20 protein-coding genes are annotated in these 26,976 nt (G+C 70.8%); 11 read left to right on the top strand and 9 right to left on the bottom strand.

What is annotated here, in order from left to right; all coding sequences use genetic code 11:
• The first annotated feature begins 10 nt into the window (after positions 1 to 10).
• Genes EL288_RS15525 through EL288_RS15515 form a run of 3 tightly spaced genes read left to right on the top strand, consistent with a single transcriptional unit; the run spans position 11 to position 3,500 of the window.
• Positions 11 to 1,960: an ABC transporter permease gene (locus tag EL288_RS15525; RefSeq protein WP_003810078.1), complete on the top strand. Its 1,950-nt coding sequence runs from the start codon at positions 11 to 13 to the stop codon at positions 1,958 to 1,960.
• A complete protein-coding gene (locus EL288_RS15520) occupies positions 1,957 to 2,733 on the top strand; it encodes an ABC transporter ATP-binding protein (RefSeq protein ID WP_003810082.1) in 777 nt (258 codons plus the stop codon). The genes EL288_RS15525 and EL288_RS15520 overlap by 4 nt, the downstream gene beginning before the upstream one ends.
• Positions 2,730 to 3,500: an ABC transporter ATP-binding protein gene (locus tag EL288_RS15515; RefSeq protein ID WP_003810083.1), complete on the top strand. Its 771-nt coding sequence runs from the start codon at positions 2,730 to 2,732 to the stop codon at positions 3,498 to 3,500. Before EL288_RS15520 ends, EL288_RS15515 begins: the two co-directional genes overlap by 4 nt.
• A 153-nt stretch (positions 3,501 to 3,653) precedes the next feature.
• Here the strand turns inward: EL288_RS15515 and EL288_RS15510 are convergent, their stop codons facing one another.
• From EL288_RS15510 to EL288_RS15500, 3 genes are all read right to left on the bottom strand, one after another.
• Complete coding sequence (locus EL288_RS15510) at positions 3,654 to 6,494, bottom strand: c-type cytochrome (RefSeq protein WP_080703280.1); 2,841 nt, start codon at positions 6,492 to 6,494, stop codon at positions 3,654 to 3,656.
• A complete protein-coding gene (locus tag EL288_RS15505; protein ID WP_003810087.1) occupies positions 6,491 to 6,979 on the bottom strand; it encodes a (2Fe-2S)-binding protein in 489 nt (162 codons plus the stop codon). Before EL288_RS15505 ends, EL288_RS15510 begins: the two co-directional genes overlap by 4 nt.
• Positions 6,980 to 7,088: 109 nt before the next feature.
• Positions 7,089 to 8,240 carry an FAD-dependent monooxygenase gene (locus tag EL288_RS15500; RefSeq protein WP_010926295.1) on the bottom strand — a complete coding sequence of 384 codons (1,152 nt, stop codon included), beginning with the start codon at positions 8,238 to 8,240 and terminating at the stop codon, positions 7,089 to 7,091.
• A gap of 300 nt (positions 8,241 to 8,540) precedes the next feature.
• On the opposite strand from EL288_RS15500, the gene EL288_RS15495 reads away from it, so the two are divergent.
• The 6 genes from EL288_RS15495 (at position 8,541) to EL288_RS15470 (ending at position 15,697) form a co-directional block, all read left to right on the top strand.
• Positions 8,541 to 9,293: a maleate cis-trans isomerase family protein gene (locus tag EL288_RS15495; protein WP_003807356.1), complete on the top strand. Its 753-nt coding sequence runs from the start codon at positions 8,541 to 8,543 to the stop codon at positions 9,291 to 9,293.
• Between the two features lie 19 nt (positions 9,294 to 9,312).
• A complete protein-coding gene (locus tag EL288_RS15490) occupies positions 9,313 to 10,134 on the top strand; it encodes an alpha/beta fold hydrolase (protein ID WP_003807374.1) in 822 nt (273 codons plus the stop codon).
• Positions 10,135 to 10,161: 27 nt separating this feature from the next.
• On the top strand, positions 10,162 to 11,193 hold the full coding sequence (locus EL288_RS15485; RefSeq protein WP_033459516.1) for a M29 family metallopeptidase: 1,032 nt from the start codon (positions 10,162 to 10,164) through the stop codon (positions 11,191 to 11,193).
• 15 nt (positions 11,194 to 11,208) lie between these two features.
• Positions 11,209 to 11,826: an isochorismatase family protein gene (locus tag EL288_RS15480; protein WP_003807378.1), complete on the top strand. Its 618-nt coding sequence runs from the start codon at positions 11,209 to 11,211 to the stop codon at positions 11,824 to 11,826.
• 182 nt (positions 11,827 to 12,008) lie between these two features.
• Complete coding sequence (locus EL288_RS15475) at positions 12,009 to 14,240, top strand: xanthine dehydrogenase family protein molybdopterin-binding subunit (protein WP_232018692.1); 2,232 nt, start codon at positions 12,009 to 12,011, stop codon at positions 14,238 to 14,240.
• A 50-nt stretch (positions 14,241 to 14,290) separates the two neighbouring features.
• Entirely contained in the window at positions 14,291 to 15,697 is a 1,407-nt protein-coding gene (locus EL288_RS15470) for a ferredoxin reductase family protein (protein ID WP_003810093.1), read from the top strand.
• Positions 15,698 to 15,707: 10 nt separating this feature from the next.
• Here EL288_RS15470 and EL288_RS15465 read toward each other — a convergent pair whose 3' ends face one another.
• Both EL288_RS15465 and EL288_RS15460 read right to left on the bottom strand, forming a co-directional pair.
• Positions 15,708 to 17,816, bottom strand: a complete 2,109-nt coding sequence (locus tag EL288_RS15465) for a TonB-dependent siderophore receptor (RefSeq protein WP_033457766.1) — start codon at positions 17,814 to 17,816, stop codon at positions 15,708 to 15,710.
• Positions 17,817 to 17,942: 126 nt separating this feature from the next.
• Positions 17,943 to 18,470: a MarR family winged helix-turn-helix transcriptional regulator gene (locus tag EL288_RS15460; RefSeq protein WP_003810097.1), complete on the bottom strand. Its 528-nt coding sequence runs from the start codon at positions 18,468 to 18,470 to the stop codon at positions 17,943 to 17,945.
• 93 nt (positions 18,471 to 18,563) lie between these two features.
• On the opposite strand from EL288_RS15460, the gene EL288_RS15455 reads away from it, so the two are divergent.
• Together EL288_RS15455 and EL288_RS15450 are read left to right on the top strand one after the other, a co-directional pair.
• Positions 18,564 to 19,529: a Bug family tripartite tricarboxylate transporter substrate binding protein gene (locus EL288_RS15455; RefSeq protein WP_033459638.1), complete on the top strand. Its 966-nt coding sequence runs from the start codon at positions 18,564 to 18,566 to the stop codon at positions 19,527 to 19,529.
• A gap of 16 nt (positions 19,530 to 19,545) precedes the next feature.
• The gene (locus EL288_RS15450) at positions 19,546 to 21,111 is read left to right on the top strand and encodes a sulfatase-like hydrolase/transferase (protein WP_033459637.1); all 1,566 of its coding nucleotides are present in this window, start codon (positions 19,546 to 19,548) and stop codon (positions 21,109 to 21,111) included.
• A gap of 21 nt (positions 21,112 to 21,132) precedes the next feature.
• Here EL288_RS15450 and EL288_RS15445 read toward each other — a convergent pair whose 3' ends face one another.
• From EL288_RS15445 to EL288_RS15430, 4 genes are read right to left on the bottom strand one after another with little or no spacing between them, the layout of a single operon-like run.
• Positions 21,133 to 22,806, bottom strand: a complete 1,674-nt coding sequence (locus tag EL288_RS15445; RefSeq protein WP_015039376.1) for a long-chain-fatty-acid--CoA ligase — start codon at positions 22,804 to 22,806, stop codon at positions 21,133 to 21,135.
• Between the two features lie 8 nt (positions 22,807 to 22,814).
• Positions 22,815 to 23,363: a PaaI family thioesterase gene (locus EL288_RS15440; RefSeq protein WP_003810105.1), complete on the bottom strand. Its 549-nt coding sequence runs from the start codon at positions 23,361 to 23,363 to the stop codon at positions 22,815 to 22,817.
• Positions 23,360 to 24,559 (bottom strand): acetyl-CoA C-acyltransferase, encoded by a 1,200-nt coding sequence (locus tag EL288_RS15435; protein ID WP_003810108.1) that lies wholly within the window; start codon positions 24,557 to 24,559, stop codon positions 23,360 to 23,362. The genes EL288_RS15440 and EL288_RS15435 overlap by 4 nt, the downstream gene beginning before the upstream one ends.
• Positions 24,560 to 24,568: 9 nt before the next feature.
• Complete coding sequence (locus tag EL288_RS15430) at positions 24,569 to 26,959, bottom strand: 3-hydroxyacyl-CoA dehydrogenase/enoyl-CoA hydratase family protein (protein WP_033459636.1); 2,391 nt, start codon at positions 26,957 to 26,959, stop codon at positions 24,569 to 24,571.
• Between the last annotated feature and the right edge of the window lie 17 nt (positions 26,960 to 26,976).

Raw genomic sequence — 26,976 nt, 5'->3', positions numbered from 1 at the left:
TATCGCGGTTATGGATCTGACAGGTTTTCTGGCCCAGCTGCTCAACGGGCTGGCCGAGGCATCGTCGCTGTTCCTGGTGGCGGCGGGGCTTTCGCTGATTTTCGGCGTGACGCGCATCGTCAATTTCGCGCACGGCTCGCTCTACATGCTGGGCGTGTACGTGGCGTATTCGATCGTCGAGCGCGTGGGCGGCACCGCGCTGGGCTTCTGGTTCGGCCTGGTGGCCGCGTCGCTGGCCGTCGGCGTGGTGGGCGCGGCTATCGAGGTCGTGCTGTTGCGCCGCATCTATCGCGCGCCGGAGCTGTTCCAGCTGCTGGCGACCTTCGCCCTGGTGCTGGTCATCAACGATGCCGCGCTGTGGATCTGGGGCGCCGAAGACCTGCTGGGGCGGCGCGCGCCGGGGCTGACCGGCGCGGTCGACCTGCTGGGCCGCCAGTACCCGGTCTACAACCTGGTGCTGATCGTGATCGGGCCGGTGGTGCTGGGGCTGCTCTGGCTGCTGCTGACGCGCACGCGCTGGGGCACCCTGGTGCGCGCGGCCACGCAGGACCGCGAGATGCTCGGCGCGCTGGGCGTGAACCAGGCCTGGCTGTTCACCGGCGTGTTCGCGCTGGGCGCCATGCTGGCCGGGCTGGGCGGCGCGCTGCAATTGCCGCGCGAGCCAGCCAGCCTGAGCCTGGACCTGCGCACCATCGGCGACGCGTTCGTCATCGTGGTGGTGGGCGGCATGGGGTCGATCCCGGGCGCCTATGTGGCCGCGCTCATCATCGCCGAAATCAAGGCGCTGTGCATCGGCCTGGGCACCGTGACCCTGCTGGGCTTCAGCGTGTCGTTCTCCAAGCTGACGCTGGTGGTGGAGTTCGCCTTCATGGCGCTGGTGCTGGTGTTCCGCCCCTGGGGCCTGTTCGGACGCCCGCAGGGCGCCAGCCGCAACTCGGCGCCCATCGAGGCGCCGCTGCGGCCGGCCGCGCCGCGCCTGCGCATCCTGTGGGGCGTCCTGCTGGCCGCCCTGGCGACGCTGCCGCTGCTGGCGCAGTGGCTGCCGTACGCGGTGGTGCTGACGCAGGACATCCTGATCGCCGCGCTGTTCGCCGTCAGCCTGCATTTCATGATGGGGCCGGGCGGCATGCATTCGTTCGGCCACGCGGCGTACTTCGGGCTGGGCGCGTACGGCGCGGCCTTGCTGCTGAAGGCCGCCTCGCTGCCCATGGAGGCCGCGCTGGCCTTCGCGCCGCTGGTGGCCGCCCTGGGCGCGCTGATCTTCGGCTGGTTCTGCGTGCGCCTGTCGGGCGTCTATCTGGCCATGCTGACCCTGGCGTTCTCGCAGATCGTCTGGTCGGTGGTGTTCCAGTGGGACGACTTCACCGGCGGCTCCAACGGCATGATCGGCGTCTGGCCGGCCGAGTGGCTGTCCGGCACCGCCTACTACTATCTGGCGCTGGCGGTGGTCGCGGCCGCCGTGCTGGGCCTGCGGCGCGTGCTGTTCTCGCCATTCGGCTACGCAATGCGCGCCGGGCGCGATTCCAGCCTGCGCGCCGACGCCATCGGCATCGACGTCAAGCGGGTGCAGTGGGCGGCTTTCGTGGTGGCCGGCGCGTTCGGCGGGCTGGCCGGAGCGCTGTATGCGTTTTCCAAGGGCAGCATTTCGCCCGACACCATGGCGGTGAGCAAGTCGGTCGACGGCCTGGTGATGGTGCTGCTGGGCGGCATCCAGACCCTGATCGGCCCGGTGGTGGGCGCGACGGCGTTCAACGTGCTGCAGGATTACATCATGCGCGCCACCGAGTACTGGCGCGCGCTGTTCGGCGGCGTCATCCTCCTGCTGGTGCTGGTGTTCCCGCAAGGGATCGCGGGATTCTGCCGGCAGGCGGGGCAATGGTGGAGCGCGCGCGCCGGCAAGGACCGGCCGCCGCGCAAGGGCGGCGCCTTCATCGGCGGACCGCGGGAGAAGCAGGCATGAGTCTGTTGCAGGTCAGGAATCTCAGCAAGGCGTTCGGCGGCGTGCGGGCCGTCGATGACATCAGCTTCGATCTGGCGGCCGGCGAACTGCTGGCATTGATCGGCCCCAACGGCGCGGGCAAGTCCACCACCTTCAACATGGTGGGCGGGCAGCTGCCGGCCACCACGGGCTCGGTCAGGCTGGACGGCCACGAACTGGTGGGCATGCGGCCGCGCGACATCTGGCGACTGGGCGTGGGCCGCACCTTCCAGATCGCGGCGACCTTCGCGTCGCTGACGGTGGTCGAGAACGTGCAGATGGCGCTGCTGTCGCACCATCGGCGCATCTTTTCGTTCGGCTCGCTGGCGGCGCGCCAGTACCGCGAGCCGGCGCTGGCGCTGCTCGAACAGGTGGGCATGCGCGACCAGGCCGAGCGGCCCTGCAGCGAGCTGGCCTATGGCGACGTCAAGCGGGTCGAGCTGGCCATGGGGCTGGCCAATGATCCCAAGCTGCTGCTGATGGACGAGCCCACCGCCGGCATGGCGCCGCAGGAGCGCAATGCGCTGATGGCCCTGACCAAGCGGCTGGTGGTCGATCGGGGCATGGCGGTGCTGTTCACCGAGCACAGCATGGACGTGGTGTTCGCGTACGCGGACCGCATGATCGTGCTGGCGCGCGGCCGCCTCATCGCCGAGGGGCGCGCGCAGGAGATCCGCAACCATCCCAAGGTGCAGGAAGTGTATTTCGGCACCGGCAAGACCTTCGAGAAACATTCCGCCGGAGCCGCAGCATGAGCACAGTCGCCGAGCCTACCCGCGCCGCCGCCGCCACGCAGGCGCCCGCGCTGCTGCGCGTGGCGGGGCTGAATGCCTGGTATGGCGCCGCCCATATCCTGTTCGACGTGGACCTGGAGGTGCGGCGCGGCGAAGTGGTGGCGCTGATGGGGCGCAACGGCGCGGGCAAGTCCACCACGTTCAAGGCCGTCATGGGCCTGCTGGCCAAGCGGCGCGGCGCGGTGGAGTTCATGGGCCGCGATATCGCCGGCCTGCAGCCGTTCGAGATCGCGCGGCTGGGCCTGGGTTTCGTGCCCGAGGACCGGCGCGTGTTCACCGACCTCACGGTCACCGAGAACCTGGAGGTGGGCCGCCAGCCGGCGCGGCGCTGGCCGGACGGCAGCGCCGCGCCGAACTGGCAGCCGGGCGCGCTGTATGAGCTGTTTCCCAACCTGGGCGCCATGCAGGACCGTCCGGGCGGGCAGATGAGCGGCGGCGAGCAGCAGATGCTGACGGTGGCCCGCACGCTGATGGGCAACCCTTTCCTGGTGTTGCTGGACGAGCCCTCCGAGGGGGTGGCGCCCGTCATCGTCGAGCAGATGGCCGGCATGATCCTGGCGCTGAAGGCGCAGGGCGCCAGCATCCTGCTGTCGGAGCAGAACGTGCATTTCGCCGAACTGGTTTCCGATCGCGTCTATGTGCTGGAGAAGGGCCAGATCCGCTACAGCGGGTCGATGGCCGAACTGGCCGACAACGAGGAAGTGCGCCGCGCCTACCTGACGGTGTGAGCGCTGCCTGGCGCCGGCAACAGGTGCCTGTCCCGACATACAGGGTGTGCCTGTCCCCGCCGGGACAGGCACACTGCCGTACACCATCGACGCTTGACCGCCAAGACGGTGTCTGTCCCGGTTGGGACAGGCACCTGTTGCGGGCGGCTCTGTTCATTGCTGCCGCGACAGCTTCCGCACCCGTTGCGCGACGTCCTGCCAGGCCGGCTCGCCCGGCGCGAAGCGGGCGCGCATGTATTGCACCAGTTCGGCGATCTGTCCGGCGTCCAGGCTGTCGCCGAAGGCGGGCATGTAGCCCAGCTGGCCGTTGGCGGGCTCGACGATGCCGTGCAGGATGACCTGGATCAGGTTGTCGGGGCGCGCGCTGTGCAGATTGGTGTTGAGCGCCAGCGACGGCCGCACGCCGAATTGCGGCGCGGTATGGCGCGTTTCGTGGCAGACGGCGCACGCGCCCTGGAACAGGCGCTCGCCGTTTGGCGGCAGCAGGCGCGCGCCGGGTTCGCTGGCGCGCTCCAGCGCCTGCACCGTGGCTTCGACGCCGGCGCTGTCGGCGGCCGGGCCCAGCGACGACAGGTAGTGCGCCATGGCGCGCACGTCCGCATCGGGCAGCTGGGCCATGCTTTGCACGACCGGCGCCATCGGGCCGGCGGCCACGCCGTGGCGCGCCGAGAAGCCGGTGCGCAGATAGGCGTAGAGATCTTGTTCGGTCCACGGCACCGGCGCGCGCGACAAGGCGTTCAGGGCGGGAGCGTCCCAGCCTTCGGCCACGCCGCCGCCCAGGAAGTGCCGTTCGCCGCCGCGTTCGGCGCCCAGGCTGTTGCGCGGGGTGTGGCAGGCGCCGCAGTGCCCGGCGCCCTGCACCAGATAGGCGCCGCGGTTCCACAGCGTCGAGCGTTCGGGGTCGGGCTGGTAGGGGCGCGCATCGTGGAACAGCGCATTCCAGCCGGCCATCAGCGGGCGCAGGTTGTAGGGGAAGGGCAGGCGCGTCGGCGGCGGCGTGGCCGCCACCGGCGGCTGCGCCATCAGATAGGCGTACAGCGCCTGCATGTCGGCCTCGCTCAGCTTGGCGAACGAGGTGTAGGGGAAGGCGGGGTACAGCTGGCGGCCATCGCGGTGGATGCCTTGGCGCATGGCGCGCTCGAACGCCGCATACGACCATTGCCCGATGCCGGTCGCGACGTCGGGCGTGATGTTGGTGGTGTAGATGGCGCCGAACGGGGTGTCCAGCGCCAGCCCGCCGGCATTGGGCGCGCCGCCCGGCGCGGTGTGGCACACCACGCAGTCGCCGGCGGCGGCCACCAGCCGGCCGCGTTCGATCGCCGCGGCCGAATACAGGCCGGGTTCGGGCCCGGCGATGGGCGCGATGGCCGGACGCCACGGCCAGGCGGCGACCACCAGCCCGGCCGCCGCGGCGGCAATGCCGCCCAGCCAGGCGTAGGCGCCACGATTGCCGCGGCGCGCCGGCGCGGCGGCGGACAGGGCGCGGCGCGCCTGCGCGCCGTTGAAGGGCGGCTCGCGCAGGCGGATGCCGGTGGCGTCGAAAATCGCATTGGCCACCGCGGCCGCGGCAGGCAGCGATGCGGTGTCGGACCAGGCCAGCGCGGCCGGCGTGGCCAGCGCGCGGGCCGGACGCACGACTTCCGGTGTCGGCAGCTGGCCGGCGATCGGCGCGGCGGGGATGCTCCAGTCGTCGTAGGCGGCCGGCGGGCCGAGCAGGCGGCCCGCGGTATCGCGCAGATGCTGTTCGATGCGCGGCGCGTCCTGGCCGGGCGCGGCCGCCGCTTCGAGGTCGTGGCCGACCACCACGCGGGTCAGCGCGACGCTGCCGCTGTCGGGGTCGACCGATACGTCGGCCACCCAGGCCGACCAGCTGCGCAGCGGCGGGTCGACGCTGTCGTCGATGACGCTGGCATAGGCGAAGCCGCGTCCGCCGCGCCCGGATGCCTGCCAGCCGGCCTGCTGCGCGACTTGCCGGATCAGCGCCGCGCCGCGCGCATCGTCCAGGTGGCGCAGCCGGTACTCGACCGGATCGACGCCGGCGCGGATCGCGGCCTCGTCGAGAAACGACTCCAGCGCGAACACCTGGGCCGCGCGCTGCCCGGGCAGGCGGGCCGCGCCGGGCGGCAAGGTGCCCTGGCTGTCGGCGGCCAGCCGGACGGCGCCAAAGCGGTAGGGCGGGGCATCGGCGGGCGCGGCGCCCGCGCCGCCGGCCAGCAGGCGGGCCAGGCTGGGGCGGGCCAGGCCGGCGCCGTCGTGGCGGATGCGCAGCGCGGCAACGCCGCCTTGCGCGTCGAAGTCCGCACCCAGCCGGATCGCGCCGCTGGCCGGCGCGGGCCATGCTATCGGACTGCCGGCCACGCGCACCGGCTGGCCCACCGCGCGCGACAGCAGCGCCGCGTCGGCGGCCGTGTCGAGGGCCGCGAGGTCGGCGGCCTGCCCGGGCGGGACGCCATAGGCCAGCACGCGCACCGCATCCGGCGGCAGGTCCAGCAAGGCGGCCAGTTCGCGCCGCAGCGCCGGCGCGGCGGCCGCCGTCCACACGGTCAGCGCGCCCTCGCGCCACCAGGCCAGCGCCCAGGTCGACATGCCGTGGCTGTCCGCCGCCGGCCAGCGGTAGCGCTGTTCGAGCGCCATCGGCGCGTCGGCGTCGGCGGGGCCGTGTTGCCATAGCGGGTGGGCGTCGGCGCCCGGCGGGGCGGCGCGCCACTGTACCGGCAGCCGCGCGGCGGCCTGCTGCGCCAGCTCCGGCCGGGTGGCGACGATGCCGACGAAGTCGCGCGCCACGAGCACGCGCACGATGCCGGGCAAGCCTTGCAGGGCGTTGTCGTCGACGTGGGCGGCGCGCGGGCCGGTATAGCGTTCGCCATTCCAGCTGGCGCGCGGGGGGCGCAGCACCAGGCCGGCCAGCACGCCGGCGGCCGGCGGCGCCAGGTCGGCACTGCCGGCCGGCATGGCGGCCATGGGGCCGGCGTCCGGCGGGCCGGCGCGGCTCATGCCTGCCGCGCGGCCCACAGGCGCGCCGCGCGGCGCACCGCCGCCATGATTTCGATATGGGTGCCGCAGCGGCACAGGTGGTACTGCAGCTCGCGGCGGATGTCCTCGTCGGTCGGCGCGGCATTGCGCAGCAGCAGCGCCTGGGTGGCGATGATCATGCCGTTGAGGCAGTACCCGCATTGCGCGGCCTGCTCGTCGATGAAGGCCTGCTGCACCGGGCCGGGCGCCTGCGGCGTGCCCAGCCCTTCGAGGGTGGTGATGGCGTGCCCGGCCGCGCCGCGCACGGGTATCGTGCAGGCGCGCGCGGCCACGCCGTCGATCAGGACGGCGCACGCGCCGCATTCGCCCAGTCCGCAGCCGAACTTGGGCCCGTTCAGGCACAGGTCGTTGCGCAGGATGTAAAGCAGCGGGGTGTCGGGGTCCGCCGTCACCGTGTGGCGGCTGGCGTTGACCTCGAGCGTGAAGTCGCGAGTGGCTGCAAGCATGGCGATACGGCAAACCTCGATGCGGCGCGGCAAGCTGCGCAGGTTATCCGGACTGGGCGCCGCGCGGCCAGGGGGATAACCCCTGGTGGCGCGCCGGCGGCCGGCGGCCTCAGGCCGCCGCGCGCCGGCCCTCGACCAGCGGCTCGGCGTACACGTCGTAGCCGAAGCACCAGTCCGGGTTTTCGTTGGTGCGCAGCCATGTATTGTCGTGCGATACCCGCTGCACGCGGCTGGCGCGTTCGGCGCGGTTGTCCTCGTACAGGCGGAAGGCGGCGGCATGGTCCTGCAGCCCGGTCTGCTCGAAGATGCGCGTCAGCATGGCGGCGTCCTCGATCGCCATGGCCGCGCCTTGCGCCATGTGCGGCTTCATCGGGTGGCAGGCGTCGCCCAGCAGCACGATGCGGCCGCGGCTCCACAGCGGCAGCGGATCGCGTTCGAGCAGGGGCCATTTGGAAACCTCGGGCGTGGCCTCGATGAGCGCCTGCACGGTCGGATGCCAGCCGGCGAAGGCTGCGCGCATTTCCGCCTTGCTGCTGGGCACCCAGCTCTTGCCCATGTCCCATTGCTGCTCGGGCACGCCGGTCACGTAATAGATCTCATCGCGCTTGCCGGTGACGAAGTAAACCATCATATGGCGATCGTCCGACCACCACTTGACGCACATGTCGAAGGGCAGCGAGCCGCTGTCCAGCGGCGTGGGGAATACCGCGCGGTGCGCCACGTAGCCGGTGTACTTGGGCAGCTCGGCGCCCAGCAGGTGTTCGCGCAGCCGGGAGTTGACGCCGTCGGCGCCGATCACGATCTCGGCTTCCTCGACCGAGCCGTCGGCGAAATGCAGGCGCACCACGTCGTCGTCCTCGTCCACGCGCGTCAGGCGCTTGTTGAACTGCAGCAGGCCCGCCGGCAGGGCGGCGGTCATCAGGGCATGGAAGTCGCCGCGGTGCACCGTCAGGTACGTGGCGCCGTAATGCGAGACCGCGTAGTCGCCCAGCGGAATGCGGGCCAGCTCCGCGCCGCTCTGCCAGTCGCGGCTGTACCAGTAGTCCGGATGCGAGCCCTGGCGGTTGAGCTCGTCCTCGATGCCGATGCGCCGCATGATCTTCATCACGTTGGGGCCGAGATGGATGCCTGCCCCCAGGCGGGAGAAGGCCGGCGCCTGCTCGTACAGGCGTACATTGAAGCCGGCGCGCGCCATGAGCGCCGCGCCCGCGGTACCGCCGAGACCGGCGCCGATGACAGCGATTCTGGGTTTGCCTTGCACGGTGTTTCTCCTGGAGTGAGGCGTGGAGCGGACCTGCGGTGCTCATGAAAATAAAGTGTACACACTCAAAAATGGCAAGTAAACAGGGAATCGCCAGGCGGTTCGTTCGAGGCTGTCCGGTATGGCGATGGTTTGCAGCAAGCTGTTGTCTATGTGGAACTTTTGTGCGGGTTTTCCCTTAGATGGATGATCCGGAAAGGCGTGATCCGATCTATTGCCATGCCGTGGCATAGCTGTGAAAATAAAGCGTACACATCTTATTAAGGGCGTCTTTCGGCGTCCGGTTACCGGGAGCAGGGCGTGCAGAAGACCTACCGCATTGGCCAGATCGTGCCGAGTTCGAATACGACGATGGAGACGGAGATTCCGGCGATGCTGCTGGCGCGCCAGCAGATTCGTGGTGAGCGTTTCACCTTTCATTCGAGCCGGATGCGGATGAAGAAGGTGGTCAAGGAGGAGCTGGCGGCGATGGACGCGGAGTCGGATCGGTGCGCGGTGGAGCTGAGCGATGCGCGGGTGGACGTGCTGGGCTATGCGTGCCTGGTGGCGATCATGGCGATGGGCCGGGGGTATCACCGCCAGTCGCAGGCGCGGCTGACGGCGCACACGGCGGCCAATGGGGGCGAGGCGCCGGTGATCACCAGCGCGGGGGCGCTGGTCGATGGGTTGAAGGTGATGGGGGCGAAGAAGATCGCGGTGGTGGCGCCGTACATGAAGCCGCTGACCGAGCTGGTGGTGGACTACATCGGGAACGAGGGCTACGAGGTGGTGGATTACCGGGCGCTGGAGATTGCGGACAACCTGGAGGTGGGGCGCCATGATGCGGGGCGGCTGCCGGAGATCGTGGCGGGGCTGGACTATCGCGAGGCGGATGTGATCGTGCTGTCGGCGTGCGTGCAGATGCCGTCGCTGGGGGCGATTGCGAAGGTGGAGGCGCAGACGGGCAAGCCGGTGGTGACGGCGGCGGTGGCCACGACGTACGCGATGCTCAAGGCGCTGGGTCTGGAGGCGGTGGTGCCCGGTGCGGGCGCGCTGCTGTCGGGCGCGTACTGAGCCGGGGGAGGAGCGAGCGATGAGCAATTTTCGGTATGGCGGCAACGTGCAGGCCAACGGGATCCGGCAGCACTACCTGCGCTATGGGGGCGAGCGGGCCGGTCGCGATCCGGTGATCATCGTGCCGGGGATCACCAGCCCGGCGGTGACCTGGGGGTTCGTGGGCGAGCGTTTTGGCGAGCAGTTCGACACCTACATCCTGGATGTGCGCGGGCGGGGGCTGTCGCAGTCGGGGCCGCAGCTGGACTATGGCCTGGATGCGCAGGCCGAGGACCTGCTGGCGTTTGCGCGCGCGCTGGGGCTGTCGCGCTACAGCGTGGTGGGCCATTCGATGGGCGCGCGCATCGGGATCCGTGCGGCGCGCACGGGCGAGGCGGGGCTGGCGCGGCTGGCGATGGTGGATCCGCCGGTGTCGGGGCCGGGCCGGCGGGCGTACCCGTCGAAGCTGCCGTGGTACGTGGACTCGATGGCGCAGGCGCGCCAGGGGATGACGGGCGAGCAGATGAAGGCGTACTGCCCGAGCTGGACGGCCGAGCAGCTGCAGCTGCGCGCCGAGTGGCTGCACACGTGCGAGGAGCGGGCGGTGATCGCCAGCTTCGAGGGGTTTCACGAGGACGACGTGCACGCGGACCTGCCGCGGGTGCGGGCGGCGCGGCTGCTGATGACGGCCGAGCGCGGCGAGGTGGTGCTCGATGCGGACGTGGCCGAGATCGAGGCGCTGGCGCCGGGCACGGCGCACGTGCGGGTGGCGGGCGCGGGGCACATGATTCCGTGGGACAACGAGGAAGGTTTTTACGCGGCGTTCGGGGATTTTCTGGGCGCGCGCCTGCGGGCGGGCTGAGGCCGCGATGACACAAGGAGAGTGGCGATGCCGGTGAGCGATTACGAGATGATCCGGGCCTGGACGCAGGTGCTGAGCCTGTCCAGGCTGCAGGCGGGGCAGACGGTGACGGTGCTGACCAGCGCGGCCACGCACCCGCAGACGCTGGGCACGGCGCTGGTGGCGGCGCAGTCGCTGGGGGCGGTGGTCAATCGGCTGGACCTGCCGCCGGTCAATGGGGAGAAGGCGCTCAGCCGCGACGCGCTGGCGTACCTGGGGACCACGCCGCTGACGGGCAACAAGGCGGCGATCGCGATGCTCAAGGCCAGCGACCTGGTGCTGGACCTGATGACGCTGCTGTTCTCGCCCGAGCAGCACGAGATCCTGCAGGGGGGCACGAAGATTTTGCTGGCGGTCGAGCCGCCGGAGGTGCTGGCGCGGCTGGTGCCCACCGAGGGGGACCGGCAGCGGGTCAAGGCGGCGGCGGCGCGGATCGCGGGGGCGCGCGAGATGACGGTGGAGTCGGAGGCGGGCACGCGGCTGCGCTGCGGGCTGGGGGAGTTTCCGGCGATCAGCGAGTACGGCTACGTGGACGAGCCGGGGCGGTGGGACCACTGGCCCAGCGGGTTTGCGCTGACCTGGCCCGACGAGGGCTCGGCCAACGGCACGATCGTGATCGACCGGGGCGACATTTTGCTGCCGCAGAAGTCGTACGTGAGCGAGCCGATCGTGCTGACGGTGGAAAACGGCTACGCGACGCGCATCGAAGGGGGGCTGGATGCGGAGATGCTGCGCGAGTACGTGGCCACGTTCAAGGACCCGCAGGCGTACGCGATCTCGCACATCGGCTGGGGCCTGCAGCCGCGGGCGAGCTGGACCACGCTGGGGTTGTACGACCGGGAGGCGACCATCGGCATGGATGCGCGGGCCTACGAGGGCAATTTCCTGTTCTCGCTGGGGCCGAACAACGAGGCGGGGGGCAGCCGCACGACGGCCTGCCATATCGACATTCCGCTGCGCCGCTGCACGGTGCGCCTGGACGGGCGCGAAGTGGTGCGCGAGGGCAAGGTACTGGACTGAGGAAGGGGCAGGGACATGGGCAATGATCTGGGCAGCTACGAGCGCCAGGGGTTCGGGGCGGCGCTGCCGTTGAAGGCGCCGTACGGGCTGCTGATCGTGGACTTCGTCAACGGGTTCGCGGACCCGGCGCAGTTTGGCGGGGGCAACATCGCGGCGGCGATCGAGACCACGCGCACGGTGCTGGCGGCCGCGCGCGAGCGGGGCTGGGCGGTGGCGCACAGCCGCATCGTGTATGCCGATGACGATGCCGACGGCAACATTTTCAGCATCAAGGTGCCGGGGATGCTCACGCTCAAGGAGCACGCGCCGGCCAGCGCGATCGTGCCGCAGCTCGCGCCGCAGGCCGGCGAGTACGTGGTGCGCAAGAGCACGCCGTCGGCGTTCTACGGGACGATGCTGGCGGCGTGGCTGGCGCAGCGCGGGGTGCAGACGCTGCTGGTGGCCGGGGCGACCACCAGCGGGTGCGTGCGCGCCAGCGTGGTCGACGCGATGTCGGCGGGTTTTCGGCCGCTGGTGCTGTCCGATTGCGTGGGCGATCGCGCGCTGGGCCCGCACGAGGCCAACCTGTTCGACATGCGCCAGAAATACGCCGCCGTGATGACGCATGACGAGGCGCTGGCAAAGACAAAGTGACACACACACACCCAGGTGCCTGTCCCCGCACGGGGGACAGGCACCTGCCGAATCCTGGGTGCCTGCCCTTCCCGTGGGGACAGGCACCTGCCGAATCCTGGGTGCCTGCCCTTCCCGTGGGGACAGGCTCCTGCCGAATCTTGCTCCCTGCGGGCACAGACGCGCCGAGTATGAGGACGGTCATGCAAACACCCAGATCGCAACGAGAGGCCTTGCTGCGCGCCGCGGACGCCTTGCTGGTCACGCGCGCGCCGACGGCGGGGGCGCGGCCCGCGCCGGGGCAGCCGGGCGCGGCGTCCGATTATGTGCCGGCCACGCCGGACGTGTTCATCGCGGTGCGCGCCGACGGCCGGGTGCAGGCGTTCAACGGGCACGTGGACCTGGGCACGGGCGTGCGCACGGCGCTGGCGCAGATCGTGGCCGAGGAGCTCGACGTGGCGTTCGAGCGGGTGGAGATGGTGCTGGGGCATACCGAGGCCGCGCCGAACCAGGGGCCGACGATCGCCAGCGCCACGATCCAGATCACCGCCGTGCCGCTGCGCAAGGCGGCCGCGCAGGCGCGCGCCTGGCTGCTGGCGCGCGCCGCCGACGCCTTGGGGATGCCCGCCGACATGTTGCGCGTGGACGATGGCGTCGTGCGCGCCGGGAACGGCCGCGCCACCGATTACTGGACATTGCTGGCCGGCGGCGGCGCCACGCTGGCCTTGGCCGACGCGGTGGCGCTCAAGCCCAGCGCGCAATATCGCGTCGTGGGCCGGGCGGTGCCGCGCGTGGACATTCCGGCCAAGGCCACCGGCCAGCTCACCTATGTGCACGATATGCGGCTGCCGGGCATGCTGCACGGCCGGGTCGTGCGTCCGCCCTATCCGGGACGGGATGTCGGCGGCTTTGTGGGCCACAGCCTGCGCGACGTGGACCGCGCCTCGATCGCGCACCTGCCCGGCATCGTCGATGTGGTGGTGCTGGGCGATTTCGTCGGCGTGGTGGCCGAGCGCGAGGAGCAGGCCATCAAGGCGGCGCGCCAGTTGAAAGTGCATTGGGCCGCGCCGCCGCCCGCGCCCGACCTGAGCGACCTGGCGCGCGCGCTGCGCGACCAGCCGGCCACGCCGCGCGAACTGGTGGCGCAAGGCGATGTGGACGCGGCGCTGGCGCACCCGGACGCGCTGCGCCGCACCTACGTATGGCCGTACCAGATGCACGGATCGATCGGCCCGTCCTGCGGGCTGGCCGACTACCGCCCCGATGGCCTGACGGTCTGGTCGGGCACGCAGAATCCCCATATGCTGCGCATCGACCTGGACCGCCTGCTCGGCCTGGGCGAGTCGCGCATCGAGATCGTCCGCATGGAGGCGGCCGGCTGCTATGGCCGCAATTGCGCCGACGATGTCTGCGCCGACGCCGCGCTGCTGTCGCGCGCGGTGGGACGGCCGGTGCGGGTGCAGCTCAGCCGTGAGCAGGAGCACGCCTGGGAGCCCAAGGGCGCGGCGCAGCTGATGGAAGTCCGTGGCGCGGTCGACGCGCAAGGCGGCCTGGCCGCCTACGACTTCGCCACCCGCTATCCGTCCAATGACGCGCCCTTGCTGGCCCTGCTGCTGACCGGGACGCTCGCCGCCGGGCCGCGTACGCTGCAGATGGGCGACCGTACGGCCGTGCCGCCGTATCGCTACGACAGGCTGCGCGTGGTGTGCCACGATACCGCCGCCATCATGCGCGCGGCCTGGCTGCGCGGCGTGTCGGCCCTGCCCAATTCGTTCGCGCACGACTGCTTCATCGACGAACTGGCCGAACGCGCCCAGGCCGATCCGCTGGCGTTTCGCCTGCGCCACCTGGACGATCCGCGCGCCATCGACCTGCTGCGCGAAGTGGCAAGCCGCGCCGGCTGGCGGGAAGGGCGGCGCGGCAGCCGCGGCCAGGCGGACGCACGGCATCGGCTGCGCGGCCGGGGCCTGGCCTACGCGCGCTACGTGCACAGCAAGTTTCCGGGTTTCGGCGCGGCCTGGGCGGCCTGGGTGGTGGACCTGGCCGTCGATGCGCGCAGCGGCGCCATCACGGTCGAACGGGTGGTGGTGGGCCAGGATACCGGCATGACCGTCAACCCCGATGGCGTGCGCCACCAGTTGCACGGCAATGTGATCCAGTCGCTCAGCCGCGCCTTGAAGGAGCAGGTGTCGTTCAACCAGGCCGGCGTCAGCAGCATGGAGTGGGGCGCCTATCCCATCCTCGGTTTCACCGAGGTGCCGCCGATCGAGGTCGTGCTGATGCCGCGCCAGGACCAGCCGCCCATGGGCGCGGGAGAATCGGCCTCGGTGCCGGGCGCCGCCGCGCTGGCCAACGCCCTGTTCGACGCCACCGGCCGGCGCTTTCGCGAGCCGCCGTTTACGCCCGAGCGGGTGCGCGCGGCGCTGGCGGGCTGACCGCGCGCGCGGCCGCGTTGCGCCAGATCAAGGCCGGCGGCGAGCGCCCGATGCATAATGGGCCTGGCGCGACTGGGATTTTCCGCAAACGCCATCGCGCTCGTTCCGGAGATGCGATGCGACGCCTGAGAACAATATTCATTCTGCTGGTTGCGGCCCTGTCCGTCCTGTGGCTGAGCCAGAACCCACCCGGCGCATGGGGCGAGGGCTTCTGGGCCATGCGCAAGCCCCTGATCTACTACACCGGCATCCTGGCCCTGGGCATGATGTCGCTGGGCGTGATCCTGGCGGCGCGGCCGGCCCGCTTCGAAGGCGCCCTGGGAGGGCTGGACAAGTTCTACCGGCTGCACAAGTGGCTGGGCCTGGGCGGCGTGGCGCTGGCGCTGACGCACTGGCTGCTGAAGATCGTGCCGCCCTGGATGGCCGCGCAGGGCTGGACCGTGCGGCCGCCGCGCGTGCCCGCGCCGGCCGGGCAGGCGGCCCTGTACGACCCGTTCCAGGCCTGGCACGGGGTGGCCAAGAGCCTGGGCGAGTGGGGGCTGTACGCCTTGCTGCTGCTGGCCGCGCTGGCCCTGTACAAGCGCTTTCCGTACCGGCACTTCTTCCGCACGCACCGGCTGATGCCCGCGCTGTACCTGGTGTTCGTGTTCCATGCCGTGGTGCTGATGGCGCCGGCCTACTGGCGCGGGCCCATCGGGCCGGTGATGGCCGTGGTCATGGCCGCCGGCGGCGCGGGCGCGCTGTTGTCGCTGCTGGGCCTGATCGGCCGTCCGCGCCAGGCCGCCGGCCGCATTGCGCGGCTGGAGCGATTCGCCGACAACGCGGTGATGCAGGTCGACGTGCAGCTGGAAACGCGCTGGCCCGGGCACAGGGCGGGCCAGTTCGCGTTCGTGACCTTCGACCGCGCCGAGGGCGCGCACCCGTTCACCATTTCGTCGGCCTGGCGCGACGACGGCTTGCTGCGCTTCAGCATCAAGGGTCTGGGCGACTACACCCGCAGCCTGCCGGCGCGCTTGCGGGTGGGCGACGGCGTGACGGTGGAGGGGCCCTATGGGCGCTTCGATTTCCGCGCGAACGGCAGGCCGCAGATCCTGGTGGCGGGCGGCATCGGTATCACGCCGTTCCTGGCGCGGCTCCAGGACATGGCCGCGGCGCGCTCCGATGGCGCGCCGGCGCACGAGGTGGACCTGGTGTATTCCACCAACGCGCCGGACCCGGATTTCATCGGCGAGCTGCGCGCCCTGGCCGAGCGCGCCCGGGTCGGCCTGCACGTGCTGGTGACGCAGCGCGACGGCAAGCTGAGCGCCGAGCGCCTGGTCGACATGCTGCCGCGGGCCGTGCAATCGGAAGTGTGGTTCTGCGGGCCGGCCGGGTTCGGCCAGGCCCTGCGCGAAGGCCTGGCTGCCCGCGGCATGCCGCCGGCATGCTTTCACCAGGAGCTGTTCGAGATGCGCTGACGGCGTACCGCTAGAAGCGGTACATGGCGCTCAGGGTGACCGTGCGGCGCTGGCCGTAGAAGCAATCGCCGCGCCGCAGGCACACCACCTCGTAGGTCTTGTCGGCGATGTTGGCGACGTTCAGCGCATAGCGCCACGAACCGGTGTCGTAGCTGAGCATGGCGTCGAACAGGGCCACCGAGCCGGTCTCGGGCGCGGACCCGTCGCGAAACGCGTTCAGGTAGCGCACGCCGGCGCCGGCGGCAAAGCCATGCACATCGCCCACGCTGAACCGGTATTTGCTCCACAGCGAGAACGTGTGCTTGGGCAGGCCTTCGAGCTGCGGGTCGATGTCGGTGTAGTTGTAGTTGGCGATCACATCCATCTGCGGCGTGACGCGGCCGCGGAATTCCAGTTCGATGCCGCGCGTCCTGGTCTTGCCGGTCTGCACCTGGTTGGTGGGATCGGACGGGTCGTTGGTCTGGCGGTTGCGCTCGCGCAGGTCGTAGGCCGCCAGGGTGGCTTCATAGCCGGTGTCCTGCGGCATGTACTTCAGGCCTGCTTCCCATTGCTTGCCGCGCATCGGTACCCAGCGGTTGCCGCTGTTGTCGGTGCCGGCGATGGGGGTGAACGACTCGCTGTAGCTGAGGTAGGGCGACCAGCCGTTGTCGGCGGCGTACATCAGGCCCAGCCGCTTGGTGGTGGCGTTGTCGGTTTCCTTGTCGGCGCCCTCGACGCTGTTGGCGACGCGGTCGTGGCGCAGGCCCGCCACCACGATCCAGTTGCGGTCGAACTTGATCTGGTCCTGCAGGTAGACGCCGATCTGCTGCTGCTTGTTCTTGGGCACGTCCGACATGGCATAGTCGGGCAGGGTGCCGTAGACCGGCTGGTACAGGTCCAGCGGCGCGCCGAACCCGCTGCCGGTCTCGCCGGTCTCGCGATAGCGGCTGTAGTCCACGCCCATCAGCAGGGTATGTTCGGCGCGGCCCCAGTTCACCTTGCCTTCGAGGTTCTGGTCGGCCAGCAAGGAACGCATGCGCGGGTTCTTGATGTACAGGTAGCGATTGACCACGCGCTGGTCGGCGTCGATGAAGGGATTGTCGGGGTTGCCGTAGACCGCCGGATACAGCGTGCTGTAGTCGACCTTGCTGGAAGTGTGGCGCAGGTTCTGGCGCACTTTCCAGTTGTCGTTGAACTTGTGCTCGAACTGCCAGCCCACGCTGAATTGCTCGGTGTCGTAGCGGTCGAAGCCGGGTTCGCTGGTGAAGCGGCGGGTGGGGATGCGGCCGTTGGGGTTGCCGCTGACCGTGCCGCTCCAGGGCAGGAAGGCCTGGGTCGTGCCCGACTTGTCCTTCTGCCAATAGGCCTGCAGCGTCAGCGAGGTGGCGGCGCTGGGCTGCCAGGTCAGCGACGGCGCGACCATCATGCGGTCGTCCTTGGTGTACTGGACCTGCGTGTCGCTGTCGCGTCCGAGGGCCACCACCCGGTACAGCCAGGTGCCGTCCTCGGTCAGCGGGCCGGTGAGATCGGCCTGGATCTCCTTGCGGTTGTGGTTGCCCACGGTCACGCCGATCTCGCGCATGGCCTCGGGCTGCGGCCGCTTGCTGACGAGGTTGACCACGCCGCCGGTGCTGCCCTGGCCGTACAGCATCGAGGCCGGGCCGCGCAGGACTTCGACGCGCTCGAGCCCGTAGACCTCGGTGCGCGGATTGTTGTAGTTGAAGAACTGCTTCAGGCCGTCGAGATACTGGACCGGTTCCACCCCGCGCACCCGCACGTAGTCGCCGCGGTTGTCCACGCCATAGGCGTTGGGGCGCACCCCCGCGGCGTAGTTCATGGTGTCCTGCACGTTCTGCGCGCCCTGGTCGATGATCTGCTCGCGCGGGATCACCGTGACGGCCTGCGGGGTTTCCGACAGCGGGGTATCGGTCTTGGTGGCGGTGGCGCTGCGCGTGGCGGCATAGCCGTCGACCGGGCCGGTGGCGGTCTCGCCCCTGCCGGTGACCTGCACGGCGGGCAGGGTGGTGGCTTCGGTGGCGGTCTGCGCCTGGGCGGCGCCGGCCGCCAGCGAGGCGGCCAGCGACAGATGCAGCAGGCGCGGCGCGGCCGGGCGGCGCCGCTGTGGCGTGCGGTTGTCCAAGGGGAGTCCTCTTTCCTTTGTATGTCTAAGACTGCAAATTCTATCGTCAATCAGAATGATTCACATTAAGTATTTTGCGCAAACTGTTTCGGCGATGAAACACAGCCGGCCTTGCAGCGCGGCGCGTCAGCGGGGGTGGGGGCCGGTCTCGCGCGGGCGCCGGGTTCCGCCGGCGCGGCGGTCGGCCTTCTCGGCGATCAGGTTGCCGGCGGCCATGGCGCGGCCGCGCGCCTCGATGCGCGCCAGGAGGTCGCGCAACTGGTCGATTTCGGCCGGATCCAGCGATTCGGCCAGCAGGTCGTTGAGCTGGGCCACCGCGGGCAGCACCGCCTGGTAGTGCGCCAGGCCGGCCTCGGTGGCCTCGATGTGCACCACGCGGCGGTCCGACAGGCCGTGTTCGCGCTGCAGCCAGCCCTTGCGGCACAGCGCCCCGACGGTGCGCGACGTGCGCACCAGGTCCAGGCTGGCCGCGGCGGCCAGCGCCGCCGACGTCATGCGGCCGTGCTCGACCGCCGCGGCCAGGATGCGCCATTCGCGCCGGGTGATGCCGTAGCGGCCTTCGCACAGGCGGACGAACACCGGGTTGGACTGCGACCAGGCCTGGTACAGCCGGTACATCAGCATATCCTGGAGACAGGCGGCAGGGCGGGACATGGCGGCGTTGGAGACCTTGCGGGGCTTATTGGATTAGATCCATCGAGTATCGGCTTGTTAGATTGTCGGCACAACAATGAAAGGAGACAAGCGATGTTCAAGTCGATGCTGGCGGCCGTCCTGGCGCTGGGAATGTCGGGGCCGGCGGCGCAGGCGGCCGCGCCGCTGGACGGCCCGCTGACCATTGTGGTGGGCTATGCGCCCGGCGGCAGTTCCGACCGTATCGCCCGGCTGGTGGCCGAGCGCCTGAAAGACCGGGTAGGCGTGCCGGTCATCGTCGAGAACAAGACCGGCGCGGGCGGGCGCATCGCGGCGCAGGCCTTGCGGCAGGCCTCGGCGCAGCAGAATGTGCTGATGCTGGCCAACCCGGCGGTCATGGTGGTGGCGCCGCTGGTCTACGCCCAGCCCGGCTACGACGCGCAGCGCGATTTCCAGCCGCTGTCGCTGGCCAGCCGCTACAAGTTCGCGCTGGCGGTGCCGGCCGGTTCGCCGCTGCGCACGCTGGCCGACCTGCGCCAATGGATCGCCGCGCATCCGAAGCAATTGACGGTGGGGGTGCCGGCCACCGGCAGCCTGCCGCACTTCTTTGCCCTCATGCTGGGCCGCGAAGTGGGCGAAGACGTCGAGGTGGTGGGGTACCGCGGATCGGGCCCGCTGATCACCGAGCTGATCGGCGGCATCCTCGGCCAGGGGATCGACACGCTCGATACGCTGCTGCCGCAGCACCAGGCGGGCAAGCTGCGCATCCTGGCCACCTCGGGCCAGACGCGCGACGCGCAACTGCCCGACGTGCCGACCTTTCGCGAAGCGGGCGTGGACCTGGCCGCCGACGGCTGGAACGCCTTCTTCGCCCCGGCGGCCATGCCGGCGGACAAGGTCGAGCGGCTGGGCCGCGATATCGCCGCCGTCATGAGCGAGCCCGCCATGCAGCAGGCCGTGCGCGCGGTCAACCTGGAGCCGGTCGCGCAGGACGCGGCGCAGACCGCCGCCTCCTTGCGGGCCTATCGCGACCAATGGGAGCCGGTGGTGCGCCAGTCCGGCTTCACCGCCACCCAGTAAGCGGCCGGAATCCGTCATGACACAAGTGCAGAACGTGCTGTTCATCATGGCCGACCAGCTGCGGGCCGACCACCTGGGCTGCTACGGCCACCCCTACCTGCGCACCGCCAGCCTGGACGCGCTGGCGCGCCGCGGGGTGCGGTTCGAGCGGGCCTTCGTCAACTCGGGCGTGTGCGGACCGTCGCGCATGAGCTACTACACCGGCCGCTATCCCTCCAGCCACGGCGCCACCTGGAACCGCGTGCCCTTGTCGGTGGGGGAGGTGACGCTGGGCGAATACCTGGCCGGCCATGGCCTGGACCTGGCGCTGGCCGGCAAGACCCATGTGCTGCCCGACGCGGCGGGCATGCAGCGGCTGGCCCTGGATGGCGGTTCGGAGCTGGGCCTGCTGCTGAGCCGGGGCGGCTTTCGCGAGCTGGACCGCTACGATGGCCACCACGAGCCCGGCGCCGAAAGCGGCTATCCCGCTTTCCTGCGCCGCCACGGCTATGACTCGCCCGACCCCTGGAGCGACTACGTCATCTCGGCCATCGACGCCGGCGGGCAGGTGGTCAGCGGCTGGCACATGCGCAATACCTATCTGCCGTCGCGGGTGCGCGAGGCGCATTCCGAGACGGCCTACATGACCGGCCAGGCGCTGGATTTCATGCGGCAGCGCGGCGGCCAGCCCTGGGTGCTGCACCTGAGCTACGTCAAGCCGCACTGGCCCTACATGGCGCCGGCGCCCTACCACAGCATGTACCGGCCCGAACAATGCCTGCCGGTGCTGCGCACGGCGGCCGAGCGCGAGGACGCCCATCCGGTGGTGCAGGCCTATCGCCAGCACGAGGAAAGCCTCAGCTTCGCGCGCGAGGATTGCGTGCGCATCGTCCGGCCCGCCTACCAGGGGCTGATCCAGCAGCTCGACGACCATCTCGGCCGGCTGTTCGACTACATGGAAGGCGCGGGGCTGATGCGCAACACGCTGGTCATTTTCACCTCCGACCACGGCGACTTCCTGGGCGATCACTGGCTGGGCGAGAAAGAGCTGTTCTACGACACGGTGCAGCGCGTGCCGCTCATCGTCATGGACCCGAGCCCGGCCGGCGACGCCGTGCGCGGCACGGTCAGCGCAAAGCTGGTCGAGGGGGTGGACATCGTCCCGACCATCCTGCAGGCGCTGGAGGTGCCGTTGCCCACGCATCGCATCGAAGGGCGGGCGCTGCAGCCGCTGCTGCACGGCGAGACGCAGGCGCCATGGCGCGATTGCGTGTTCTCCGAGCTGGACTACAGCTTTCGCCAGGCGCGCCTGCTGCGCGGCAAGACGCCGCAGCAGGCGCGCGCCTGGTCGGCGCGCACCGACCGCTGGCGCTATGTGTACTGGCAGGACGAGCCCGAGCAGCTGTACGACCTGGCCAACGATCCGGGCGAGCTGCAGGACCTGGGCCGCTGCCCGGCTCACGAGGCGGTGCGCGCCGAGATGCGCGCGCGCCTGCTGGAATGGTCGCTGGGGCGCAAGACCCGCGTCACGATCGCCGATTCCGCCGTCGAGCGCAGCACCAACGCGCACAAGCGCGCGGGCATCCACTTCGGCCAGTGGTAGGGCCGGCGCCGGACGGCGCCGCTAGGCGGGCCGTCCGGCCTCGTCGCGCAACTGGCGGCGCAGGATCTTGCCCACGTTGGTGCGCGGCAGCTCGGTGCGGAATTCCACCGAACGCGGCACCTTGTAGCCGGTCAGGTTGGCGCGGCAGTAGGCGATCAGCGCCGCGGCGTCCAGGTCCGGGTCCTTGCGGATCACGAACAGCTTGACCGCCTCGCCCGAGCGCGCGTCGGGCACGCCCACGGCGGCCACCTCGCGCACCCCGGGGTGCAGCGCCACCACGTCCTCGATTTCGTTCGGATAGACGTTGAACCCCGAGACCAGGATCATGTCCTTCTTGCGGTCGACCAGGAAGACATAACCCCGCGGGTCGACGTAGCCCATGTCGCCGGTGCGCAGGAAACCGTCGGCATGGAAGCTGAGCGCGGTTTCGTCGGGCCGCCGCCAATAGCCCGGCGTGACCTGCGGACCGCGCACGCAGATTTCGCCCGTCGCGCCCAGGGGCAGCTCCTCGCCGTGTTCGTCGCGGATCGACAGCTCGGTCGAGGGCACAGGCAGCCCGATGGAGCCGGTGAAATCCGGGGCGTCGAGCGGATTGATGGTGACCGCCGGCGAGGTCTCGGTCAGGCCATAGGCCTGCGCCAGCGGCTTGCCGGTGACGGCGCGCCAGCGTTCGGCGACCGAGCGCTGCACCGCCATGCCGCCGCCCAGGGTCAGCCGCAGGCGCGAGAAGTCGAGCCGGGCGAAACCGGGGTGGTCGAGCAGGGCGTTGAACAGGGTGTTGACGCCGGTGATGCAGCTAAATGGCGTCTTGCGCAGCTCGCGCACGAAGGCCGGGATATCGCGCGGATTGACGATCAGCAGGTTGCTCGCGCCGATCTTCAGGAAGGTCAGGCAGTTCGCCGTCAGGGCGAAGATATGGTAGAGCGGCAGGGCCGTCACCACGCATTCCCGGCCTTCCTTGACCAGCGGCCTGACCCAGGCGTGCGCCTGGCACAGATTGGCGATCAGGTTGCCGTGGGTGAGCATGGCGCCCTTGGCCACGCCGGTGGTGCCGCCGGTGTATTGCAGGCAGGCGAGGTCGGCGTGGCCCAGCGCCGGCGCCGCGTGGGGCAGGCGCTCGCCTTCGGCCAGCACGTCGCGCAGGCGCCGCGCGCCCGGCAGCGACCAGGCCGGCACCATGCGCTTGACCCGGCGCACCACGAAGTCGACCACAGGGCCGCGCGGCCAGCCCAGCTGTTCGCCGATGGAGGTCACGACCACGTGTTCGAGGGCGGTCTGCGGCAGCGCCTGTTGCAGCGTGGCGGCGAAGTTGTCGGCCACCACGATGGCGCGCGCGCCGGAGTCGGCCAGCTGGTGCGCCAGTTCGCGCGGCGTGTAGAGCGGATTGCAGCTGACCACCGTGCAGCCGGCGCGCCAGGCGCCGAACAGGCAGATGGGGTATTGCAGCAGGTTGGGCATCATCAGCGCGACCCGCTCGCCCCTGCCCAGGCCGCGCGCCTGCAGCCAGGCGGCGAAGGCGCGCGAGCGGCGGTCCAGTCCGGCGTAGCTCAGCGTGCGGCCCAGGCTGATATAGGCGGTCTTGCCGGCAAAGGTCCGGCAGCTGTCTTCGATCACCTCGGCCAGCGAGGCATGCGCGCCGCTGTCGATCTCGGGCGCCACGCCCGCCGGATAGCTGGCCAGCCAGATTTTTTCCATGGGCGGTCCTAGTTGCCGGGCGGGGCCGGCTCGAGCGGCGTGCGCGCCGGCGCGCCGGCCTGCGTCTTGCGCTTGTAGAAGGTCTTGTCGGCGATATAGACCGTGCGCTCCACCACCGCGTAGACCTCGCCATGGCGGTCGCTCAGCGCCACGCTGTAGGTGCGCGTGGTTTCGTGATCGCGCGCCAGCTCGGCGCGAATCGCGGCGATTTCATCGCGGCCGATGCGGAAATCCGCATACAGCGTGGCGTAGGCCGGCTTGCGGTAGCGGATGGTGGCGGCCTTGTCCCAGACGATGACGCCGGGCCCCAGCGCCATCATCAGCATGGTGGGGTGCGCGCCGTCGGTCACCGAGAACAGCGATCCGCCATACATCGAGCCGACGATGTTGCGGGTGCGCCGGCCCAGCGGCAGCCTGATGCGGATGTGCAGGAAGTCGGCCGCGATCTCCACCACCCGCCCGCCGGTGGCGCGGAAGGCGGGGTGCAGGTTGAACCCCACGCGCAACAGGCGCGCCCGCCAGCGCGGCGGCACGCGTTCGATCCACTGCAGCTTCACAGCGCCTCGAAGATGCCGGCCGCGCCCATGCCGGTGCCGATGCACATGGTGACCATGCCGTACTTGCCGCCGGTGCGGCGCAGGCCGTGCACGATGGTGGCGGTGCGGATGGCGCCGGTCGCGCCCAGCGGGTGGCCCAGCGCGATCGCCCCGCCCAGCGGGTTGACCTTGGCCGGATCGAGTTCGAGGTCGCGCATGACCGCCAGCGACTGCGCGGCGAAGGCTTCGTTCAGTTCGATCCAGTCCAGGTCCTGCTGGGCGATGCCGCTGCGCGCCAGCACCTTGGGAATGGCCATCCTGGGGCCGATGCCCATGATCTCCGGCGGCACGCCGGCCACCGCGAAATCGACGAAGCGCGCCAGCGGCTGCAGGCCGTACTCGCGCAGGACGCGCTCGGAGACCAGCACGACGGCGGCCGCGCCATCGGACATCTGCGAGCTGTTGCCGGCGGTGACGCTGCCGCGCGCGGCGAATACCGGCCGCAGCCTGGCCAGCGCCTCGGCGGTGCTGTCGGGGCGCGGGCCTTCGTCCTGTTCGATCCAGCGTTCGGCCACGCGCACGGCGCCGTCGCGTCCGCCGGCCAGGTGCGTGCGCACCTGGTAGGGCGTGATCTCGGCCTTGAAGTGGCCGGCGGCGATGGCGGCGCAGGCCTTCTGGTGCGAGGACAGCGAAAAGGCATCCTGGTCCTCGCGCGAGACTTTCCATTGCTCGGCGACTTTTTCGCCGGTCAGCCCCATGCCGAACGCCATGCCGAGGTTTTCCTCGTGCGCGAAGACGGCGGGGTTCATCGCCACCTTGTTGCCCATGATCTGCGGCATGGCGCTCATCGATTCGGTGCCGGCGCCTATCATCACGTCGGCCATGCCCAGCCGGATGCGGTTGGCGGCATCGGCCACCGCCTGCAGGCCCGAGGCGCAGAAGCGGTTGACGGTGACGCCGGCCACGCTTTGCGGCAGGCCGGCAAGCAGCAGGCCGATGCGCGAGACGTTCATGCCCTGTTCGGCCTCCGGCATGGCGCAGCCGGTGATCACGTCGTCGATGCGCTCGGGCAGCAGCGCGGGCACCTGCGCCAGCACGGCCCGCAGCACCGCGGCCAGCATGTCGTCGGGGCGCGTGGTGGCGTAGGCGCCATTGCGCTTGCCCACCGGCAGGCGGGTCGCGGCGACGATGTAGGCGTCCTGAATCTGTTTGCTCATGATGAATCCTCAGTTGCGCAGCGGTTTGCCGGTGTCCAGGGTGTGGCGGATGCGCGCCTGCGTTTCGGGCGTGCGCAGCAGCGCCATGAATTCGCGCCGTTCCACGGCCAGCAGCCACTGCTCGTCGACGCGGGTGCCGGCCTCGACCTCGCCGCCGCACAGGGCCACGGCGGCGCTGCGTGCCACGCGGTAATCATGGGCGCTGATCATGCCGCCTTCGCGCATGTTGACCAGCACCATCTCGAAGTTGGCGATGCCGGTGCGGCCGGCCACCGGGATGTCGCGCGGCGCGGGCGCCGGCGCGTGGCCGCTGTCGGCCGCGGCGCGCGCCTGGCGCAGCGCCACCCACAGCAGCTCGTCCGGATGGAACACCACCGTGTCGCCGTCGTGCGCGTAGCCCATGTCCATGGCCTGCAGGGCGCTCTTGGCGACCTGGGCAGTGGCGATGTTCTGGAACACGGGCTGCAGATAGGGAAACACCTCGGCCGGCGTGGCGGTGGCCGCGGCCAGGCGCGCGGCGCGCACCGCCAGGGCCTTGCTGCCGCCGCCGGCGGGGATCAGGCCCACGCCGGCCTCGACCAGGCCGATGTAGCTTTCCAGCGCGAGCACGCGGTGGCTGGCATGCATGATGAACTCGCAGCCGCCGCCCAGCGCCATGCCCTGTACCGCGACCACCGTGGGGATCTGCGCGCGGGCCAGCGCCAGCGAGGTGCGCTGGAACTGTTCGACCGTGGCTTCCAGGCGCTCGAACTCGCCCGCCGCGCAGGCCTGGTAGACCTGTTCCAGGTTGGCGCCCACGGCGAACGGCGCGTCGTGCCACATCACCAGGGCGTCGAATTCGCGCTCCGCGCGGGCGATGGCCTGCTGGATGCCGTCGAGCACTTCCTCGCCGATCGTGTGCATCTTCGAGGTGACCGACAGGATGGCGATGCCGCCGTCCTGCTCGGGCAGGCGCCACAGGCGCACGCCGGGCGCTTCCCAGACGGTTTCGCCGCGCGGCGCGGGCGACTCGCCGACCAGCTTCTCGGGAAACAGCTGGCGTCGGTACACCGGCAGCGCCGAGCGCGGGCGCAGCTGGCCGTCGCGCGCCGAGTACGAACCCTGCGGCGTGTGCACGCCGGTGCGGCCGCTGTCCAGGGCCCAGTCCGGCAGGGGCGCGGCGCTCATGGCGCGGCCCGCGGCGATGTCCTCGGCAATGGCGCGCGCGGTGTCCTGCCAGCCGGCCGCCTGCCAGGTCTCGAAGGGGCCCTGGGCCCAGCCGAACCCCCAGCGCATCGCCAGGTCCAGGTCGCGCGCGTTGTCGGCCACGCCGGCGAGCTGGCAGGCGCTGTAATGGAAAATGTCGCGCAACAGGCTCCACACGAACTGCGCCTGCGGGTGCGTGCTGGCGCGCAGTTGCGCCAGGCGCCTGGCCGGATCGCGCTCCTTGAGGATGGCGGCGGTCTCGTCGGCCAGCGCGCCGGCCGAGGGCCGGTACTGGCCGCTGGCCGGGTCCAGCACCTGGATCTCCTTGCCGGCCTTGCGGTAGACGCCCGCGCCGCTTTTCTGGCCCAGCGCGCCCTGGTCGATCAGGGCCTGCAGCCAGGCGGGCAGTTCGAAGTACGCATGCCACGGATCGTCGGGCAGGTTGTCGCGCATGGTGGCGACCACGTGCGCCAGCGTGTCGAGGCCCACCACGTCTGCGGTGCGGTAGGTGGCGCTCTTGGGACGGCCGATCTTCGGTCCGGTCAGCGCGTCGACCTCGTCGAACCCCAGGCCCAGGCGCTGGGTGTGGTGCATGGCCGCGAGGATGGAGAACACGCCGATGCGGTTGGCCACGAAGTTGGGCGTATCCAGGGCGCGGATGACGCCCTTGCCCAGGCGCGAGGTCAGCCAGCCCTCCAGCTGGTCGACGACCTCGGGCCGCGTATGGCGGGTGGCGATGATTTCCACCAGCCGCATGTAGCGCGGCGGGTTGAAGAAGTGGATGCCGCAAAAGCGCGGCCGCAGCGCCTCGGGCAGGGCGCCGGCCAGGGTTTCGATCGACAGGCCCGAGGTATTGGAGGCGACGATGGCGTGCGGCGCCACGTGCGCGGCGATGCGGTGGTAGAGATCGGTCTTCCAGTCCAGCCGCTCGGCGATGGCCTCGATGACCAGGTCGCAGCCGCCCAGCCGCTCCAGGTCATCGTCGTAGTTGGCGGGCGTGATCAGCGCCAGGCGGTCCGGGCGCGCCAGCGGGGCCGGCTCGAGTTTGCGCAGGCCGGCCAGCGCCTTGTGGACCACGGCGTTGCGCTCGCCCTGCGGCGCGGTCAGGTCGTACAGCATGACCGGCACGCCGGCATTGGCAAGATGGGCCGCGATCTGCGCGCCCATGACGCCGGCGCCCAGGACGGCGGCTTGTTTGACGACGAACTTGCTCAAGGAAACCTCCAGTCGTT

The sequence above is a fragment of the Bordetella bronchiseptica genome (assembly GCF_900636925.1).
GTDB classification, from domain to species: Bacteria; Pseudomonadota; Gammaproteobacteria; order Burkholderiales; family Burkholderiaceae_B; genus Bordetella; species Bordetella pertussis.
The sequence above is the reverse complement of the archived record's forward strand: the minus strand, read 5'-3'. Positions and strand labels throughout refer to the sequence as shown.

Excerpts from the sequence above, each read along its gene's own strand:
- EL288_RS15525 (WP_003810078.1), top strand. The coding sequence starts at position 11 with ATGGATCTGACAGGTTTTCTGGCCCAGCTGCTCAACGGGCTGGCCGAG.
- EL288_RS15520 (WP_003810082.1), top strand. The coding sequence starts at position 1,957 with ATGAGTCTGTTGCAGGTCAGGAATCTCAGCAAGGCGTTCGGCGGCGTG.
- EL288_RS15515 (WP_003810083.1), top strand. The coding sequence starts at position 2,730 with ATGAGCACAGTCGCCGAGCCTACCCGCGCCGCCGCCGCCACGCAGGCG.
- EL288_RS15510 (WP_080703280.1), bottom strand. The coding sequence starts at position 6,494 with ATGAGCCGCGCCGGCCCGCCGGACGCCGGCCCCATGGCCGCCATGCCG.
- EL288_RS15505 (WP_003810087.1), bottom strand. The coding sequence starts at position 6,979 with ATGCTTGCAGCCACTCGCGACTTCACGCTCGAGGTCAACGCCAGCCGC.
- EL288_RS15490 (WP_003807374.1), top strand. The coding sequence starts at position 9,313 with ATGAGCAATTTTCGGTATGGCGGCAACGTGCAGGCCAACGGGATCCGG.
- EL288_RS15485 (WP_033459516.1), top strand. The coding sequence starts at position 10,162 with ATGCCGGTGAGCGATTACGAGATGATCCGGGCCTGGACGCAGGTGCTG.
- EL288_RS15480 (WP_003807378.1), top strand. The coding sequence starts at position 11,209 with ATGGGCAATGATCTGGGCAGCTACGAGCGCCAGGGGTTCGGGGCGGCG.
- EL288_RS15475 (WP_232018692.1), top strand. The coding sequence starts at position 12,009 with ATGCAAACACCCAGATCGCAACGAGAGGCCTTGCTGCGCGCCGCGGAC.
- EL288_RS15470 (WP_003810093.1), top strand. The coding sequence starts at position 14,291 with ATGCATAATGGGCCTGGCGCGACTGGGATTTTCCGCAAACGCCATCGC.
- EL288_RS15460 (WP_003810097.1), bottom strand. The coding sequence starts at position 18,470 with ATGTCCCGCCCTGCCGCCTGTCTCCAGGATATGCTGATGTACCGGCTG.
- EL288_RS15455 (WP_033459638.1), top strand. The coding sequence starts at position 18,564 with ATGTTCAAGTCGATGCTGGCGGCCGTCCTGGCGCTGGGAATGTCGGGG.
- EL288_RS15450 (WP_033459637.1), top strand. The coding sequence starts at position 19,546 with ATGACACAAGTGCAGAACGTGCTGTTCATCATGGCCGACCAGCTGCGG.
- EL288_RS15445 (WP_015039376.1), bottom strand. The coding sequence starts at position 22,806 with ATGGAAAAAATCTGGCTGGCCAGCTATCCGGCGGGCGTGGCGCCCGAG.
- EL288_RS15435 (WP_003810108.1), bottom strand. The coding sequence starts at position 24,559 with ATGAGCAAACAGATTCAGGACGCCTACATCGTCGCCGCGACCCGCCTG.